General features: G+C 63.7%; 11 protein-coding genes. 4 read left to right on the top strand and 7 right to left on the bottom strand.

The genetic code is table 11. The annotated features are described in order from the left end of the window. The first annotated feature begins 640 nt into the window (after positions 1 to 640). On the top strand, positions 641 to 1,177 hold the full coding sequence (locus A3M7_RS0131540) for a hypothetical protein (RefSeq protein WP_027547517.1): 537 nt from the start codon (positions 641 to 643) through the stop codon (positions 1,175 to 1,177). A 650-nt stretch (positions 1,178 to 1,827) separates the two neighbouring features. Here A3M7_RS0131540 and A3M7_RS0131530 read toward each other — a convergent pair. Next, positions 1,828 to 4,077, bottom strand: a complete 2,250-nt coding sequence (locus A3M7_RS0131530) for an ABC transporter substrate-binding protein (RefSeq protein WP_027547515.1) — start codon at positions 4,075 to 4,077, stop codon at positions 1,828 to 1,830. A 640-nt stretch (positions 4,078 to 4,717) separates the two neighbouring features. Further along, positions 4,718 to 6,529 (bottom strand): translation elongation factor 4, encoded by a 1,812-nt coding sequence (gene lepA, locus A3M7_RS0131525; RefSeq protein WP_027547514.1) that lies wholly within the window; start codon positions 6,527 to 6,529, stop codon positions 4,718 to 4,720. Positions 6,530 to 6,643: 114 nt separating this feature from the next. On the opposite strand from lepA, the gene A3M7_RS0131520 reads away from it, so the two are divergent. Next, entirely contained in the window at positions 6,644 to 8,269 is a 1,626-nt protein-coding gene (locus tag A3M7_RS0131520; RefSeq protein ID WP_027547513.1) for a glycosyltransferase family 39 protein, read from the top strand. Positions 8,270 to 8,386: 117 nt separating this feature from the next. Here the strand turns inward: A3M7_RS0131520 and A3M7_RS0131515 are convergent, their stop codons facing one another. The 5 genes from A3M7_RS0131515 to A3M7_RS0131495 form a co-directional block, all read right to left on the bottom strand. Further along, positions 8,387 to 8,704 (bottom strand): HPr family phosphocarrier protein, encoded by a 318-nt coding sequence (locus A3M7_RS0131515; RefSeq protein ID WP_027547512.1) that lies wholly within the window; start codon positions 8,702 to 8,704, stop codon positions 8,387 to 8,389. Then, positions 8,701 to 9,102 (bottom strand): PTS sugar transporter subunit IIA, encoded by a 402-nt coding sequence (locus A3M7_RS0131510; RefSeq protein WP_011090868.1) that lies wholly within the window; start codon positions 9,100 to 9,102, stop codon positions 8,701 to 8,703. The genes A3M7_RS0131515 and A3M7_RS0131510 overlap by 4 nt, the downstream gene beginning before the upstream one ends. A 133-nt stretch (positions 9,103 to 9,235) precedes the next feature. Further along, positions 9,236 to 9,760: an HPr kinase/phosphorylase gene (locus tag A3M7_RS0131505; protein ID WP_027547511.1), complete on the bottom strand. Its 525-nt coding sequence runs from the start codon at positions 9,758 to 9,760 to the stop codon at positions 9,236 to 9,238. Continuing rightward, positions 9,757 to 11,562: a sensor histidine kinase gene (locus A3M7_RS0131500; RefSeq protein WP_027547510.1), complete on the bottom strand. Its 1,806-nt coding sequence runs from the start codon at positions 11,560 to 11,562 to the stop codon at positions 9,757 to 9,759. The genes A3M7_RS0131505 and A3M7_RS0131500 overlap by 4 nt, the downstream gene beginning before the upstream one ends. A 116-nt stretch (positions 11,563 to 11,678) precedes the next feature. Beyond that, positions 11,679 to 12,380, bottom strand: coding sequence for a response regulator transcription factor (locus tag A3M7_RS0131495; protein WP_008542552.1), 702 nt, complete (start codon positions 12,378 to 12,380; stop codon positions 11,679 to 11,681). A 242-nt stretch (positions 12,381 to 12,622) separates the two neighbouring features. On the opposite strand from A3M7_RS0131495, the gene A3M7_RS0131490 reads away from it, so the two are divergent. Next, entirely contained in the window at positions 12,623 to 13,372 is a 750-nt protein-coding gene (locus A3M7_RS0131490) for a HugZ family protein (protein ID WP_027547509.1), read from the top strand. A 64-nt stretch (positions 13,373 to 13,436) separates the two neighbouring features. Beyond that, positions 13,437 to 16,031 carry a CHAT domain-containing tetratricopeptide repeat protein gene (locus A3M7_RS0131485; protein WP_027547508.1) on the top strand — a complete coding sequence of 865 codons (2,595 nt, stop codon included), beginning with the start codon at positions 13,437 to 13,439 and terminating at the stop codon, positions 16,029 to 16,031. The last annotated feature ends 259 nt before the right edge of the window (positions 16,032 to 16,290 follow it).

The following is a 16,290-nucleotide window of genomic DNA, read 5'->3' as shown; positions in this document are numbered from 1 at the left end:
TCTTGATGTGATTTCTGTCAGGTCTTGAGCCTTAGACTGGAGCAATACCAATAGGACTCCAATGGTGCGTAACCCATCTTGGTGCCCGCCGTCGTGCACTCGCCGTAGGATTTGTAGCGTGCGTCTCTGCACGTTGACGAAATACGGCCAGCAGCAAAAGAGCATCCGATCTTGGCGCTCGGATCACTCGTGACTGCGGCATTCGCGGGTGGTCCGGCCGTCGCGGGAGTGATCGACCAGGCGGCGACAGCAAGACCCGCGGCAAGTATTGAAACGGCTTTCATGGCTATCTCCCAAATTCTTCCGGAACGGTTGCCGTCCTGGTGCGAGAGTATATGCCCCGTTTCAAAAGGGGCGCTACTGGAAATTGCAGTCGAGAAACCACTGCCGTTACGGTATAACAGCAAGGGAATAACGAGCGGACCGCAGCCGCCGGTGGGCTCTCGCTCCAATTCTGCCTGGAAAGCCCGCCAGGTACTCATGATGTCAGCTACGGGTCACAAGCAGCGGTGGACGCCAAGTTGGATCGGCGTCCGGTTTGCCCCTGACAGCCGACATGACACGCGCTCAATCGATCTTCGGCTAAGGGCCAGAAGTGGACATTCCCGCTTAGAACCTGAGTGTGCTAGCCTAAGGCACCATGCCCACACCTGTCGAAGCAGTAAAAACCTACATCTTAGCCAAGGACGGCAACCGACCGTTCTTGATGAGGCAGGCGTTCTCTGAAGACATTGCACTCGAAATGGTGGTCAAGACCGACGCCATTTCGTTCCCCAGCACGGCTTCCGGCTTGAATGCCGTAGAAGAACTTTTGGTGCGTCGTTTTAATGTCGAATACGAGAACATCTATACATTCTGCCTATCCCAGCCTTCCGAGACTGACCGAGCGCGCTTTCAGTGCCATTGGTTGGTAGGGATGTCCGCTAAGGCGACCGGGCAACCGTTGCGAGTCGGATGCGGACGTTACGACTGGCATTTCAATGAGCACGGAAAAGTGGTGAGGTTGGTAATCACCATAGAAGTCATGAAAGCCTTATCAGGCGCCGAACTCGATGGCGTGATGTGCTGGCTATCTTCGCTTCCCTATCCGTGGTGCAGTCCGTCTCAGGCTCTCCTGTCATTTCCTCCGCAGCACGACCTGCGCGAGGTTGAAGCCTACTTGAAGCAGGCTCAGTAATCTTCGCAGTCGAACCACGATTGGCCAATAGGGCTGACGTCCCGAAGTTGAAGCTCGGTTGGCGATGGGCCGTTTGTCCGCTACGGGTCAAAACGGGAAAAACTCAACTCGAGCAAATTCAGTCCGCTAAGCCCCATTGAACGGACCTCAAGGGAGGATGATCCTCCCCGTTGAAGAGACGCCGGCCAGGTCGAGAGATGTCCCCGCCAAGTCACGAACAGGGCATCGCGGCGGGCCAAAATGCCTCGCGTTGACCATGATTCCGAGCGTACATTCGCCCAATCTGGGCGATGGTAGGGCAGTTGCAGTGGCGGCTCAGTCCCACAAGACCGCAGAAGAGGAGTACGAGGCGCAAGTACGCGTCCTCGTTCGTATTGTTTCAATCTGCACTTTGGGGCTTTTCGCTTTCGCCGCGGGCCTGCTGATAGGGACCTTTCTATTTTCGTAGTCGAACATGAATGACCGGCCCTTCGGGCGTTCTGTTTGATTTGGGCTCCAGGACGCAGTCACACTGCCGGCCAGCACTGCGGCGACGGTCGCCGCCACGATCGCGGTGCCGGCCAGCTCGTAGGTTGGGTAGAGCGTAAGCGAAACCCATCAAATCTCGTCCTCAAAAGGTGCGGCGGGCCGGCGAGGTATCCACGCTTGCCTCACACGGCATAACGCCGGTAGAGCACGACGATGATGGCGAGCACCGTCCCGGCATAGATCATCTGCGCTACGTGATCCGAAACAACAGCGACGCGCTTTCGGCCCGCGTCCCGAAGTTTTTCATGTCTGTAGCCGGCCAACATCGCCATCAGGCATAGCACGAAGAAGATGTAGAACATCTCTTCGACCACCACCGTGTATCCGACATCGCCGATCTGACTGTTCACCGCTACGAGTAGCACCGCGCTCGCCAGGATTGAGGTCACTGGAATCGTCACGCGTTCACGAAACATGGTTTCGGGAAAGAACAGCGTGGCGAATACGACGAGCACGAGCAGAAACAGCGGCAGCAGGTTCTTCAGCATGTAGATGGCGGAGCTGCGGCGCAGCATGACGGTCGCATCGAAGCCTGCGAACTCCGTCCTTGCCTCGGCACCAAACAAAGACGCCTTTCCGAGCGTCGATCCGCTGGACAGGGATTCGATGAAATAGTTCAGCCCGAGAAATCGCCAGAGCGGAAGTCCGGAATAGGCCCCGTCCTCGGCCCGCGAGCTTCCATCGTCGGCGAGGCGCAAGCCGAACCGATCGATGACATAGGTGACGAGTTCCCGCCGCTGTTCCGTGTTCTGAAAATGTAGATGCAATTGCTGCGTGTCGAATGGATAGTCGTGGAGATCGAAGCGGGCCTTGAAATCGCCGTTGATGCGATAGAGCCGGTAGCTCAGGCCGTCTTCGTGTCCAGCCTGAATCGGCCGAGCTGGATCGAACGCCCCGCGATCCAGCAATGCCGGGAATTCGACGTGCGTCTGCGCCTCATCGTCGCCAGCGAATCGCATCCAGAGATAGAAGTCGACGTTGAACGAATTTTGCTTCACGTCGATCCGGCTGACGCGAATGATGTCGATGCCGGTGTAAACGACGCGCTGAATCCAGTAGCGCCGATCCTCGATCGCGATGACATGGCCCTTCTCCTGTTCCGCAGCGAGATCGATTCCATCAGGCTGATCGATGCGCACGAGTTGCTGCGGCGCCGTGACGAACCGGCCGTAATGGAAGAAACCCATTCGGATCGGGCGCGGAATGTCGCGGTTCGCGTTGAAATAGAGCCGCCCCGTCAGCCCGACGACCGCCGATTTCGGACTGTCGATCGCGGCCAGTGCGACGCGCACCCGGTCGCGATCCGCAACCTTGCTGTCGGATCGTTTCTGAATCCCCTGCCCCATGAACCGGCGATGTACGGCAGCTCGTTTCAGCGCATCGATCATCAGGCGCGCGGCGTCATACGCGCCGCCGGCAACCCAGCTTGGCGAGGTTCCCGCTTTCGCCTTGTAGTCGACGGCAAAGGCCTGCGCCGCCACGCCGGCGCTGTCGAACATCAGCGATGAGGCGGCATACAGATTCTCGCTGAAGAATCCCGGATGCGCTTTTTCCTCGGGCTCGTTGGCGAAATTCTGCAAATAGCTTTCGCGGGCCGCGCCTTGGGATGCGATGATCGTTCCCTTGATGCCGCGGCGGCGCAGCGCCTTGATGATGTCTGGGCTGAAATCGGGTGCCGCGCCGACGACGATAACGCCGGGTCCGGGCTCCTGCGCGGCGGCGGCTAGCGTCCCATCCATCGATCCGATCTGACCGGCTGCGACCTCCAGTCCGAAAACGTGCAACTGCTCCGCCGGATAGGCCGCCGCAAATCCACGCTCAAAACTCTTGCCGTATGAATCGCGCGTGTGAACAAGACGGACTTTTGGCTCCTTCATCACGGCGCGCAGATGTTCCGCGACCGAGCGCGCCTGCGCGGAGACCGGCGCCAACGCACGAAAATAGTAATCATTGGTGGATGTCAGATCGTCGGCAGCCGCGCTTCCCGTGAGCGCCGGAATCCGCGCATCCTTGTATACCGGCGCTGCCGCGAGCGAAGTGGAGCTGAGATAATGGCCGAGCACAGCGACGCATGGGCTGTCGGCGATCGCCTGCGCATTCGCGCGCGCCACGGCTGGATCGCTCGCGTCGTCGAACAGAACGAGTTCAATGAGCCGTCCGTTGACGCCGCCCTTGGCGTTCACCTCGTCGATTGCAAGCTGCGTCGCGACCAGGCTTTCCGTCCCGGCCGGGGCGGACGGGCCAGAGAGCGAATTGGCGAACGCGATGCGAATAGGCTCCGGGCGGGTCCAAAGGATGGCGGCCCAGGCGACGGCGAGCACCAGGGCGACGCCCGCAACAACGGCAAGCCACATTCCAAGCCGCGGCTTCATCGTCGATCCTCGCATCGATCGGCATAAGCCGAGATTCTCCAGATCGAGGCCTCACTCAGGCCGAGATTGCCGCCGCTGAGAGCGTTTTTCAACCCCGCCCCATCGCCACCGGCAAGATCTACGACCACTCAAAGCGGATGACGGAAAAGCGCGTGGCAGGTCGGTTGACGGGCCAGGAGCCGACGTAAGCCGTTACCGACGTGATGCCTGGATATCGAAATCAGAGGCCGCCAATCGGCCGGCGGTCGAGATGGTGCGCCCTGATGAAGGCCTGCTGCGCACCCGCTGCCATGATGCCATCATGCCCCTGTTTTGCCCGACGGGTCAACCGAATTTCGTAAAATCGAAAATTCGAAAAATCCCAATGCCGGCAAGAGGCCGGCTACTGTGCATGGGGTTGTTTTCGCGGTTTTTGTTGTCCGGTCGCAAAAGCCTCGGACCGGACCGATCTCGTCACGAAATCTGGTCCTGGCTTCGTCGTCATGGCCGGGCTTGACCCGGCCATCCACGGCTTCTCAGCGGCACCAGGAACGTGGATGCCCGGGCCTTCGCCTCGCCGAAGGGGCTTCGGCCCCGCAGGCGGGACGAGCCCGGGCATGACGGCGGCTGATGTATCCGTGAAAGCCCGAGCCGGGGTGCCTCAGCTATCCACCTTCAGCGCGGCAATGAAGGCTTCCTGCGGGATGTCGACCTTGCCGAACTGCCGCATCTTCTTCTTGCCTTCCTTCTGCTTCTCCAGAAGCTTGCGCTTACGCGTGATGTCGCCGCCGTAGCACTTCGCGGTGACGTCCTTGCGCAGCGCGCGCACCGTCTCGCGGGCGATCACCTTGCCGCCGATCGCCGCCTGGATCGGAATCTGGAACATGTGCGGCGGGATCAGCTCCTTCATCTTCTCGACCATGGCGCGGCCGCGGCCTTCGGCGCGGGTGCGATGCACCAGCATGGAGAGCGCGTCCACCGGCTCGGCATTGACCAGGATCTGCATCTTGACGAGGTCGGCCGGCTTGTAGTCGGTGAGATGATAGTCGAACGAGGCGTAGCCCTTGGAGACCGATTTCAGCCGGTCGTAGAAGTCGAACACGACCTCGTTGAGCGGCAGATCGTATTTCACCATCGCGCGGGCGCCGACATAGGTCAGCTCCTTCTGCGCGCCGCGGCGGTCCTGGCACAGCTTCAGCACGCTGCCGAGATATTCGTCCGGGGTGAGGATCGTCGCCTCGATCCAGGGCTCCTGGATCTCCTCGATCTTGACCACGTCGGGCATGTCGACGGGATTGTGGATCTCGAGCTCGGTGCCGTCGGTCAACTTCATCTTGTAGATGACGCTCGGCGCGGTCGCGATCAGGTTGAGATCGAATTCGCGCGACAGTCGCTCCTGGATGATCTCCAGATGCAGCAGGCCGAGGAAGCCGCAGCGGAAGCCGAAGCCGAGCGCGGCCGAGGTCTCCATCTCGAACGAGAAGCTGGCGTCGTTGAGGCGCAGCTTGCCCATCGCGGCGCGCAGCGTCTCGAAATCGTCGGCGTCAACCGGGAACAGTCCGCAGAACACCACGGGGATCGCCGGCTTGAAGCCGGGCAGCATCTCGGTAACCGGCTTCCTGTCGTCGGTGATGGTGTCGCCGACGCGGGTGTCTGCGACTTCCTTGATGGCGGCGGTGATGAAGCCGATCTCGCCGGGGCCGAGCTCGTCGACCTGCGTCATCTTCGGCGTGAAGAAGCCGACGCGCTCGACGTCGTAGGCGGCGCCCGTGCCCATCATGCGGACGCGGCTACCCTTCTTCATGACGCCGTCGACGACGCGGATCAGCACGACCACGCCGAGATAGACGTCGTACCAGCTGTCGACCAGCAGCGCCTTCAAGGTCGCGTCGCGGTCGCCCTTCGGCGGCGGCAGGCGGGTGACGATCGCTTCCAGCACGTCGGGAACGCCGAGGCCGGTCTTGGCCGAGATCATCACGGCGTCGGAGGCGTCGATGCCGATGACGTCCTCGATCTGCTGCTTGACCTTCTCGGGCTCGGCGGCCGGAAGATCGACCTTGTTCAGGACCGGAACGATCTCGTGATTGTTGTCGAGCGCCTGGTAGACGTTGGCGAGCGTCTGCGCTTCGACGCCCTGGCTGGCGTCGACCACCAGCAGGGAACCCTCGCAGGCCGCCAGCGACCGCGAGACTTCGTAGGCGAAGTCGACATGGCCGGGCGTGTCCATCAGGTTGAAGATGTAGTCCTTGCCGTCCTTGGCGTGGTAGGCGAGCCGGACCGTCTGCGCCTTGATGGTGATGCCGCGCTCGCGCTCGATGTCCATGGAATCGAGCACCTGCTCCTTGCCCGCCATTTCGCGGTCGGACAGGCCGCCGGTCATCTGGATCAGGCGGTCGGCCAGCGTCGATTTGCCATGGTCGATATGGGCGACGATGGAGAAATTGCGGATGTTGGAAATGGGGACGGTCGTCATGGGCGCGGGATACCACTCACATCCCCGTGCGGCAACCATATTGCTGTATTTTCAGGGCCTTTCTTCACGCCAAGCTGATTCCACGGTGGCCCAAAACGCGCTACGCAACGGCTGATGTCGACGACCTCAATCCCATCTGCCCGTGCCCGTGCGAAGACCCGGGTGAGTTTCAACCGCTTCCGGGCCTGGCTGGTTGCCAGCGCGGTCCGGCCGGAGGCCCGCCTGTGGCTGGTGATCCAGCTCGCGATCCTGCATGCGGTGCTCTGGACCTTCATCCTGATCAATCTCAAGGCAGCGCAGGACGTTCACATGGACGTCGCGGAAGCCTATGGCTGGGGCCAGAAATTCCTCTGGGGGTACGGCAAGCACCCGCCGCTGTCGGGCTGGATCGCGGGCCTCTGGTTCAAGGCGTTCCCGGCGACGGACTGGGCGACCTATGCGCTCGCCATGACGACGGTCGGCGTCGCCATGGTGATCTGCTGGCTGCTGAGCTTGCGCGTCGTGGACGCGCGGCGCGCGTTCCTGGTCGTGGTGATGGTCGCGCTCTACCCGATCTTCAATTTCAAGGGCTTCAAGTACAACCCGGACCTGCTCCAGCTCGTCACCCTGCCGCTGCTCGTGCTCGCCTATCTCAACGCCTTCGAGAAGCGCAGCTGGCAGTCCGGCATCTGGTTCGGGCTCGCCGCCGCGCTGGCGCTGATGACCAAATACTGGGTGCTGACCATGATCGGCGCCATCGGCCTTGCCGCGTTGATCCATCCCGACCGCTTGAAATTCCTGCTGTCGCCGGCGCCGTGGGTGGCGATCGCGACGCTTGTCGTGGCGATGATCCCGCACATCGTGTGGCTGGCGGACGTGCATTTCGTCCCGCTGAGCTATGCCGGCGACACCTACAGCCTCGAGGACGCCGGTCTCGTGCATCAGCTCGTGGCCGGCTACTTCCTGCATAATTTCGCGTTGCTGGCCCTTCCCGTAGCGCTCGCTGCGCTTGCCATGGCGCTGGTGCCGCATTGGTTCACGCTGCTTTTGCGCGCGCCCTTGCGCATCGTCACGCGCGCCTGGGCGCGTGGCCCCAATCCGGGGGTCAATTTTTCGCAGGCGCTGAATGTCTGGATCATCCAGACCATCGTCGCCGTCGGCCCGCCGCTCGGCGCGCTCGCCTTCAGCATCTACATGAAGACCGATTGGGGCATCTCGCTGTTCTTCCTGGTGCCCCTGGCGCTGGTCGCGATCCCGACGCTGCGCGTGCAGAGCGCGACCCTGGTCAACATCGCCGCGATCTGGCTCGTGCTGAGCGTCGCGACGCTCGCCGCCTCGCCCTGGATCGCCGCGCGCGAGATGGCCGCCAATGCCGGCAACACCGCGACCTATGGCGCGCGCTCGGACCTCGCACGCGAGCTGACGCAGGCCTGGCACGCGCGCTTCGCCTCGCGCTGGGCGGTCGTCGCCGGCACCATGGAATCGATCCAGCCGATGGTGTTCTACAGCCCGGACCACCCGGTCGCACTCGTGCCGATCGAAGCCTGGGATTCCGGGCTGATCTCGCGCGATGACGTCAGGACATACGGCTTCATCGGCGTGTTCGATCCGGCCGACGGCCGCCTGCCGGCGTTCGAGAAATGGGTGTCGGAGACCGCGCCGAACGCCGAGCGCATGGTGATGACGACGCGCCGCTTCACCCATGGCAAGGCCGGTCCGTCGATGAGCTGGAACATCTACATCGCGCCGCCGGGGAAGTGACCGAAGGTCATTCCGGGGCGATGCGCAGCATCGAACCCGGAATCTCGAGATTCCCCGATGCGCAATGGCGCATCTGAGGTCTGGTGCTGTCGCACCATCCCGGAATGACGGTGGGGGTTAAATCCCTTCCTCGTTGAACTTGCTTTCAACGAGCTCGGTGATCGCCGCGAGCGCGGCGTCGGCATCCGCACCGGCCGCAGCGACCGTGATCGTCGTGCCGGGTCCTGCGGCGAGCATCATCAGGCCCATGATCGAGGTGCCGCCGACGGTCTCGCCGCCGCGCGTCACCCACACCTGCGCGTTGAAGCGCTCGACCGCCTGGACGAATTTCGCCGAGGCGCGGGCGTGCAGGCCGCGCTTGTTGATGATCAGGAGCTCCTTGGAGATCGCGCCCGCGGGCACGCCCGTCCCGGCTTGCGGCGCGTCGTCGCTCATTTGCCGGCGAGCACGCGGCTGGCGATGGTGACGTATTTGCGACCCGCTTCCTGGGCCATCGCGATCGCGTCGGGCAGCGCGCGTTCCTCGCGCACCTTGGCGAGCTTCACGAGCATCGGAAGGTTGATGCCCGCGAGCACTTCGACCTTCGGCCGGCTCATGCAGGATATCGCCAGGTTGGATGGCGTGCCGCCGAACATGTCGGTGAGGATCGCAACGCCGTCGCCGGAATCGACGCGGTTAACCGCCTCGATGATGTCGCTTCGGCATAGATCGGAATCGTCTTCAGCGCCGATCGTAATCGCTTCGATTTGCTTTTGTGGGCCCATGACATGTTCAAGCGCTGCCTTGAATTCGTCGGCAAGGCGCCCGTGGGTCACAAGTACTAGACCAATCATCGGAAAACTCCTCGCGGGCGCTTTTGGTGCACCGCACGAACGCGCCACTTTGACCATCCAGAGCCCCTGCGCAAGAGGGGATGTTGCGTATCTCCCTGAACTTAGACGGATGGATAAGGGGAGCTGCGCCGGTCTATTCGGTCGCGATAGTGGGGTTCATATGGTTACCATTTCCCTTCAAACAATCGCCTGAGGGATTAACGGAAGATGAACTCTTGGTAGTGGTCAAGGCCGCGACAACCAGTGGGAGGGGCGAATAGTCGCGGCTAACCGGGATTCGCGGTATTTCGACACCTAAAATGCTTGTTTTCAGGGATTCGGCTGGCGGCAGCCGTTCCGCGTCCGCGGCGTCCAGGTCGACCACGAGACCGACGGTCGCATGCTCCACGAAGTCGCAGCGGCGGATTCCGAGGCCCCGGATTTCGATCAGGCCGGCCAGCGGCGGCGCGGGGCGGACTTCAATTTCATCGCCGACTGTCGCCAGATGGACACGGTCGTCGCCGACCAGAACGGCCCTTTCGACCACGCCGGCGCGGCCCGCCATGATCAAATCGAAGGCAAGGCGCGACTTGCCGGAGCCCGACGGGCCGCGGATCAGCACTGCCAGATTCCCTACCTTGACCGCGGAGGCGTGCACGCTGGGCCCGCCGTCGCTCATAGCGCCGGCAGCCTCACCACGAAGCGCGCGCCGGCAAACGTCGGCTCGCCGTCGGCGTCCGTGGGGCCGGGGCGGTTCTCCGCCCAGATGCGCCCGCCATGGGCGTCGACGATCTGCTTGGAGATCGACAGGCCGAGCCCGGAGTTCTGGCCAAAGCCCTGATGCGGACGGTCGGTGTAGAAGCGCTCGAAGATGCGCTCCAGCGCGTCATCGCGAATGCCGGGGCCGTCATCGTCGACCACGATCTCGATCTCGCCGCGCGCGCGGCGGCAGGTGAGGCGTACCTTGTTGCCGGCTTCCGAGAAGGATTGCGCGTTGGAGAGCAGGTTCGAGACCACCTGGCCGAGCCGTGAGTCGTGGCCGGTCACGGCGAACGTGTCGCTTGGCCCGCGACCCTCGAAGCGCGCCTCGACCGCGACGTCGTGGCCGAGCTTGGTTTCGTTGGCCACAGAGACGAGCGTGCCGAGCAGGCGGCGCAGATCGACCGGAACCGCGTCCTGCCGCTGCAATTCGGCATCGAGCCGGCTGGCGTCGGAGATGTCCGAGATCAGGCGGTCGAGCCGCTTGACGTCGTGCTCGATCACCTCGAGCAGGCGGGCGCGGCTGTTCTCGTTGCGCGCCAGCGGCAGCGTCTCGACCGCGGAGCGCAGCGAGGTCAGCGGATTCTTCAGCTCGTGCGCAACGTCGGCGGCGAACATCTCGATCGCCTCGATGCGGCTGTAGAGCGCATTGGTCATGTCGCGCAACGCGCCGGACAGATGGCCGATCTCGTCGCGGCGGCGGGTGAAGTCGGGGATCTCGACACGGGTCTTGATGCGGCGGCGGACGCGCTCGGCGCTGTCGGCGAGGCGGCGCACGGGACCGGCGATCGTGCTGGCGAGCAGCAGCGACAGCATGATCATGACCGCGGCGGCGACGCCGCCGACTTTCAGGATGGCGAGGCGCTCGGCGGTGACCATCTGGTCGATGTCGTCGCCCTGGGTGGACAGCATCAGCGCGCCGTGGATGGCGCGCGAGCGCAGCACGGGGACCGCGACCGAGACGATCACCTCGCCGCGCGGATTGACCCGCACCATCGAGCGCTTCTCGCCATGGAGCGCATCGGCCACTTCCGCATAGCCATTGCCGTTCTCGGGCCCGAGTTCGCGATAGAGCGGCAGGTCGCCGCGGTTCAGCCAGGTCCGCACCGCGACCATGCCGCGCTCGACGATGCCGGGCTTCTCGGCGGAGAGCGACGGCAGGGGCAGGCGCACCACGGTATCGAGGCTGCGGCTGTCGACCAGCAGGCTGCCGTTCGGATCGTAGATGCGGGCGCGCGTCTTGGTCGGCGAGATCAGCGTGCGCAACACCGGCGCCACGCGCTCCGGATTGATCGGAAAATCCAGCGGCGAATAGTCGTCCGATCCGCCATAGGTCTCGCCCGGCTTGAGGTCGAGCAGCCGGTCGGGGTCGATGGTAATGGCGTTGGTCTGCACGGTCGCGGACGCTGCAATCGCGCCGGCGATGATCTCGGCCTGCACCAGGAGGCTCTGCGCGCGCGCGTCGATCAGGCCGGCGCGGAACTGCGACAGGTACAGGATGCTCGCCACCAGCGCGACGAGGCCGGCGAGGTTGAGCGAGACGATGCGGCGGGTCAGGCTCGAGAAGGACAGTGCGAAGAAGAACTGCCCGGCGCGCTTCAGCCAGTTCAGCGGCCGCCAGCCCTGCGCGGCCGGCTTGTCTTCGGCAACGTGCTCCGGAACGCCGTCGGATGCGATATCCTCGGCGCTCTGGTTCGGGTCAGGCTGCGTTCGGTCCAGCAATGCTTACGCCCGCGTTAGGACAGCTCGTGCGAAGGTCCCCGCATCCTAGAGCCATCCCGGTCCCGATGGAACGAGAACCGGCAATGCTCCGGACATTCGTGAAGGCGCCTGCTGCCTCAGGCTTCCTTGAAACGATAGCCGACGCCGTACAGCGTCTCGATCATCTCGAACTCGTTGTCGACCACCTTGAACTTCTTGCGCAGCCGCTTGATGTGGCTGTCGATGGTGCGGTCGTCGACATAGACCTGATCGTCATAGGCGGCGTCCATCAGCGCATTGCGGCTCTTCACCACGCCGGGCCGGGTCGCGAGCGCCTGGAGGATCAGGAATTCGGTGACGGTCAGCGTCACCGGCTCGTTCTTCCAGGTGCAGGTATGGCGTTCGGGATCCATGCGCAAAAGGCCGCGGTCGAGCGCCTTGGCGTCGTTCTCCTTCGGCGCGACGGTCGGGTCCTTCGGCGCCGAGCGGCGCAGCACCGCCTTGACGCGCTCGACCAGCAGCCGCTGCGAAAATGGTTTGCGGATGAAATCGTCGGCGCCCATCTTGAGGCCGAACAGCTCGTCGATCTCTTCGTCCTTGGAGGTCAGGAAGATCACCGGCAGGTCGGACTTCTGCCTGAGACGGCGCAGCGTCTCCATGCCGTCCATGCGCGGCATCTTGATGTCGAGGATGGCAAGGTCCGGTTGGGTGGTGCGAAAACCGTCGAGCGCGGAGGCGCCGTCGGTGTAGGTCATGATGCGGTAGCCTTCGGCTTCCAGCGCGATCGAGACGGATGTGAGAATATTGCGGTCGTCGTCGACCAAAGCGATTGTGGGCATGAGCCTCTGCTTTCTGCTTTCCGTTTTGGGTCGTGGCTTGAAACGGCGAGCAATCCAGTGATGCGCCGCATACATGGGTCCCGAACTTGGCGTTCGAACTTTGTCACCGAGCAATGCAAGCTGGGCTGAAGTGTGACCAAGTTCCACGAAACACGGCAGATTCGCCGCATCCCGACCCATAACCGGATCCCCGTTTAGCCGAAAAAACACCCCCTTTGCAACCACCTGACCAGAGAAAGCCCATGCAACCGACCCCCGATTTCGACCCCGGAAAGCTCGCCAAATCGCTGCTCAGGCGGTCGCGGCAGGGCGCTCTCGCGACGTTGATGGTGGGCAGCGGCGATCCCTATTGTTCCCTGGTCAATCTGGCGAGCCATCCGGATGGCTCGCCCATCCTGCTGATTTCAGGATTGGCCGTGCACACCAGGAACATCCTGGCAGATGGCCGGGTCTCCTTGATGCTGGATGAGCGTGCCGCCGGCGATCCGCTGGAGGGCGCCCGGATCATGCTGTCCGGCCGGGCGGAGCAGGCCGGCGACGAGACGGATCTGCTTCAGCGGCGGTATCTGAATGCCCACCCATCAGCGGAAGCCTTTGTTTCGTTCAAGGATTTTTCGTTCTTCAGGATCCGGCCCACGGGAACCCATCTGGTGGCCGGCTTCGGCCGGATCGTCGACCTCAAGCCGGAGCAGTTCCTCACCGACCTCAGCGGTGCCGAGGACCTGCTGGCGGCGGAGGGGGGCGCGGTGGAGCACATGAATGCCGACCACCGCGACGCCATGGGCCTCTACGCGACCAGGCTGCTCGGCGCGGCCGCCGGCGACTGGCGCTGCACCGGCTGTGACCCTGAAGGCCTCGACATGCAGGACGGCCAGACCGCGCTGCGGCTGGAGTTTCCGGAGCGGGTGACCGATGGCACGGCGCTCCGCAAGATGCTGGTTCGCCTCGCTGGCGAAGCGCGCATGAAGATGGACCAGGGCGCAACCATTTGAACGCCGCCGCCCATCGCTGCGACCCAAGACCGTGATGGTCTCAAGGCTGGCAGCGAGAGGGTTCATGACACATCGTCGTTTGGCGTTGGCCGCGGGTCTGGCGCTCGCGATCACCACGTCGCTTGCCACGCCCGGTCTTGCCCAGAAGGCCGATCTCGCCGCACAGGGCGCGCGGATCAACGCGCTCAACCAGGCCGGCAAATATGCGGAGGCGCTGCCCCTGGCGCAGGCCATGGTGGCGAGCCTGGAGAAGGGCAACGACGGCCGCGAACTCTCCGCCGCGCTCAACAATCTCGGCCAGGTCTATGCCGGCCAGGGCCGCGACGACCTCGCCGAGCCGATCTACAAGCGGGCCATCGCGCTGATGGAGAAGTCGCTCGGCCTCGACACCGCCTTGATCGCGCCCGAGCTGAGCAACCTCGCCGCGCTGTATCAGCGGCAGGGCCGCTTCACTGAAGCCGAGCCGCTGTTCAAGCGCGCGCTCGCCATTCGCGAAAAGGCGCTGTCGCGCGAGCATCCCGATGTCGGCCAGGCCCTCAACAATCTCGCCACGCTCTACGTGAAGCAGGAGCACTTTGCGGACGCCGAGCCGCTGTTCCAGCGGGCGCTCGCGATCTACCAGAAGGCCGCCGGGCCCGAGCATCCCGCGGTCGCCACGGTGCTGAACAACATCGGTCAGGTCGATCGCGACCTCAACCGCGATGCCGAGGCCGAGGCGCCGATCAAGCGCTCGCTCGCGATCCGCGAAAAGGTGCTGGGGCCGGATCATCCCGACGTCGCGCGTTCGCTGAACAATCTCGCCGGGCTCTATGAGCATCAGCAGCGTTATGCCGATGCCGAGCCGCTCTACCGGCGCGCCCTTGCGATCCGCGAGCGTGCGCTCGGGCCGGATCATCCTGACGTCGTGACCTCGACCAGCAACCTCGCTTATTTCCTCTACGTCTCCGGGCGCACGGCCGATGCCCTGCCGCTGGCGGAAAGGACGCTTCGCAGCGGCCACGCACAGCTGCGTGTGGTGCTGCCGATCCTGTTTTCCGCGCGGCAGCAGCATCTCCTCTCCGACGACAAGGCGCTTGACGAGGCGCTGGCCGCGATCCAGCGCGGCACGCAATCTTCCGCCGCCTCCGCCGTGAACAAGCTCGCGGTGCGGCTTGCGGCCGGCAGCGACCGGCTCGCCGAGCTCGTGCGCAAGGAGCAGGATCTCGCGGCCGAGGCCGAGGCGCTCGACAAGGCGATCACCACGGCGGTGTCCAAACAAGCCGCGCAACGCGACGTCGCGGCCGAGCAGCGCAGCCGCACGCGGATCGCGGCGATCGCGAGCGAGCGCGCCGGGTTGCAGAAGACGCTCGCCGTCGAGTTTCCCGATTATGCCTCGCTCTCCAATCCGCTGCCGCTCGCGGTGAAGGACATCCAGCCGTTGCTGTCGGCCGATGAAGCGATGACGATCTATTCCGTCGTGGACAAGCAGGGCTATGTCATCGCGATCACGCGCGAGGGCGTCGACTGGAAGGAGATTCCGCTCGGCGCGGACGCGCTGGCGCGGAAAGTGTCGGCGTTCCGCAAGGGGCTCGACGTCGGTAAGGCACACGATGCCTCCGGCAAATCCGGCCTGTTCGACCTCGCGCTCGCCAACGAGCTCTATGTCGCCCTGCTCGGCCCGGTCGAGGCGCTGACGAAGGACAAGCGGAGCCTTTTGGTGGTGCCGTCGGCCGCACTGACCGCACTGCCGTTTCATCTGCTCGTCACCGAGAAGCCGCAAGCTGCGATCCCGGACAAGCTCGAAGGCTATCGCAACGCCGCCTGGCTGTTGCGGCGTCAGGCCGTCTCGGTGCTGCCGTCGGTAATCAGCCTGAAATCACTGCGGGCCTTTGCGCGCAAGGATCAGGGCGTCAAGCCAATGACCGGCTTCGGCGATCCCGTGTTCAACCCCGCAGCCGAAGGGCCGGCCGATCGTCGCGCAGCGAGCGGCAAGGTCGCCGCACGCAGCATCGCGACGATTGCGTATACCGACTTCTGGCGCGGCGCCGGCGTCGATCGTGCGCGGCTTGCGCAAGCGTTGCCGCAACTGCCTGACACTGCCGACGAGCTGAACGCGGTGGCCAGGGATGTCGGCGCAGGCGATGTCGATATCCATCTCGGCCGCGATGCCAGCGAAACGACGCTCAAGCGTGCAGCGCTTGCTCAATACAGCATCATCTACTTCGCCACCCACGGTCTCGTCGCCGGCGACGTCAAGGGACTGGGCGAGCCCTCGCTTGCGCTCTCCATTCCCGATCAGCCCTCCGAACTCGACGACGGTCTTCTCACCGCGAGCGAAGTCGCCCAGCTCAAGCTCAATGCGGATTGGGTGGTGCTGTCGGCCTGCAACACCATCGCCGGCGACAAGCCCGGCGCAGAAGCCCTGTCGGGATTGGCGCGCTCGTTCTTCTATGCCGGTGCGCGCGCGCTTCTGGTCTCGCATTGGGCAGTGGATTCGGAAGCTGCCACCCGCTTGACCACGTCGACTTTCGCCCTGCTCAAAAACGAACCAAACATCGGTCGTGCCCAAGCGTTGCGCCGCGCCATGTTGACGTATCTCGACGATGCCTCGTCGCCGCGCAATGCCTATCCTGCGATGTGGGGACCGTTCGCACTGATCGGCGAGGGTGAGGTACGATAGACCGCCCAAGGGAATTGTGCGTCGCAATAACCCCCGATAACGTCGAAACGCGCATTTGGTTGCGCGATCATTCGTGATTTTTTGATGCGCCTGCTCAGAGCTGACATGCGCGACGTTTGGCGCGGTCCTTGAATAAACCAAATCCTGCGGGATCGGCTTGGCAACGCCAGCGTTCATCAGTATTAGGTCGCCCAACCTAGGCCGGATGGCCTATTATTCACGGTGACCGCGACGGCGCCAAAGCATGACCGCGCTAAGT

The organism is Bradyrhizobium sp. WSM2254 (assembly GCF_000472645.1).
GTDB classification, from domain to species: Bacteria; Pseudomonadota; Alphaproteobacteria; order Rhizobiales; family Xanthobacteraceae; genus Bradyrhizobium; species Bradyrhizobium niftali.
The sequence above is the reverse complement of the archived record's forward strand: the minus strand, read 5'-3'. Positions and strand labels throughout refer to the sequence as shown.

What these genes read in the sequence shown, in the direction of transcription:
- A3M7_RS0131540 (WP_027547517.1), top strand. Translation starts at nt 641, where the DNA reads ATGCCCACACCTGTCGAAGCAGTAAAAACCTACATCTTAGCCAAGGAC.
- A3M7_RS0131530 (WP_027547515.1), bottom strand. Translation starts at nt 4,077, where the DNA reads ATGAAGCCGCGGCTTGGAATGTGGCTTGCCGTTGTTGCGGGCGTCGCC.
- lepA (WP_027547514.1), bottom strand. Translation starts at nt 6,529, where the DNA reads ATGACGACCGTCCCCATTTCCAACATCCGCAATTTCTCCATCGTCGCC.
- A3M7_RS0131520 (WP_027547513.1), top strand. Translation starts at nt 6,644, where the DNA reads ATGTCGACGACCTCAATCCCATCTGCCCGTGCCCGTGCGAAGACCCGG.
- A3M7_RS0131515 (WP_027547512.1), bottom strand. Translation starts at nt 8,704, where the DNA reads ATGAGCGACGACGCGCCGCAAGCCGGGACGGGCGTGCCCGCGGGCGCG.
- A3M7_RS0131510 (WP_011090868.1), bottom strand. Translation starts at nt 9,102, where the DNA reads ATGATTGGTCTAGTACTTGTGACCCACGGGCGCCTTGCCGACGAATTC.
- A3M7_RS0131505 (WP_027547511.1), bottom strand. Translation starts at nt 9,760, where the DNA reads ATGAGCGACGGCGGGCCCAGCGTGCACGCCTCCGCGGTCAAGGTAGGG.
- A3M7_RS0131495 (WP_008542552.1), bottom strand. Translation starts at nt 12,380, where the DNA reads ATGCCCACAATCGCTTTGGTCGACGACGACCGCAATATTCTCACATCC.
- A3M7_RS0131490 (WP_027547509.1), top strand. Translation starts at nt 12,623, where the DNA reads ATGCAACCGACCCCCGATTTCGACCCCGGAAAGCTCGCCAAATCGCTG.
- A3M7_RS0131485 (WP_027547508.1), top strand. Translation starts at nt 13,437, where the DNA reads ATGACACATCGTCGTTTGGCGTTGGCCGCGGGTCTGGCGCTCGCGATC.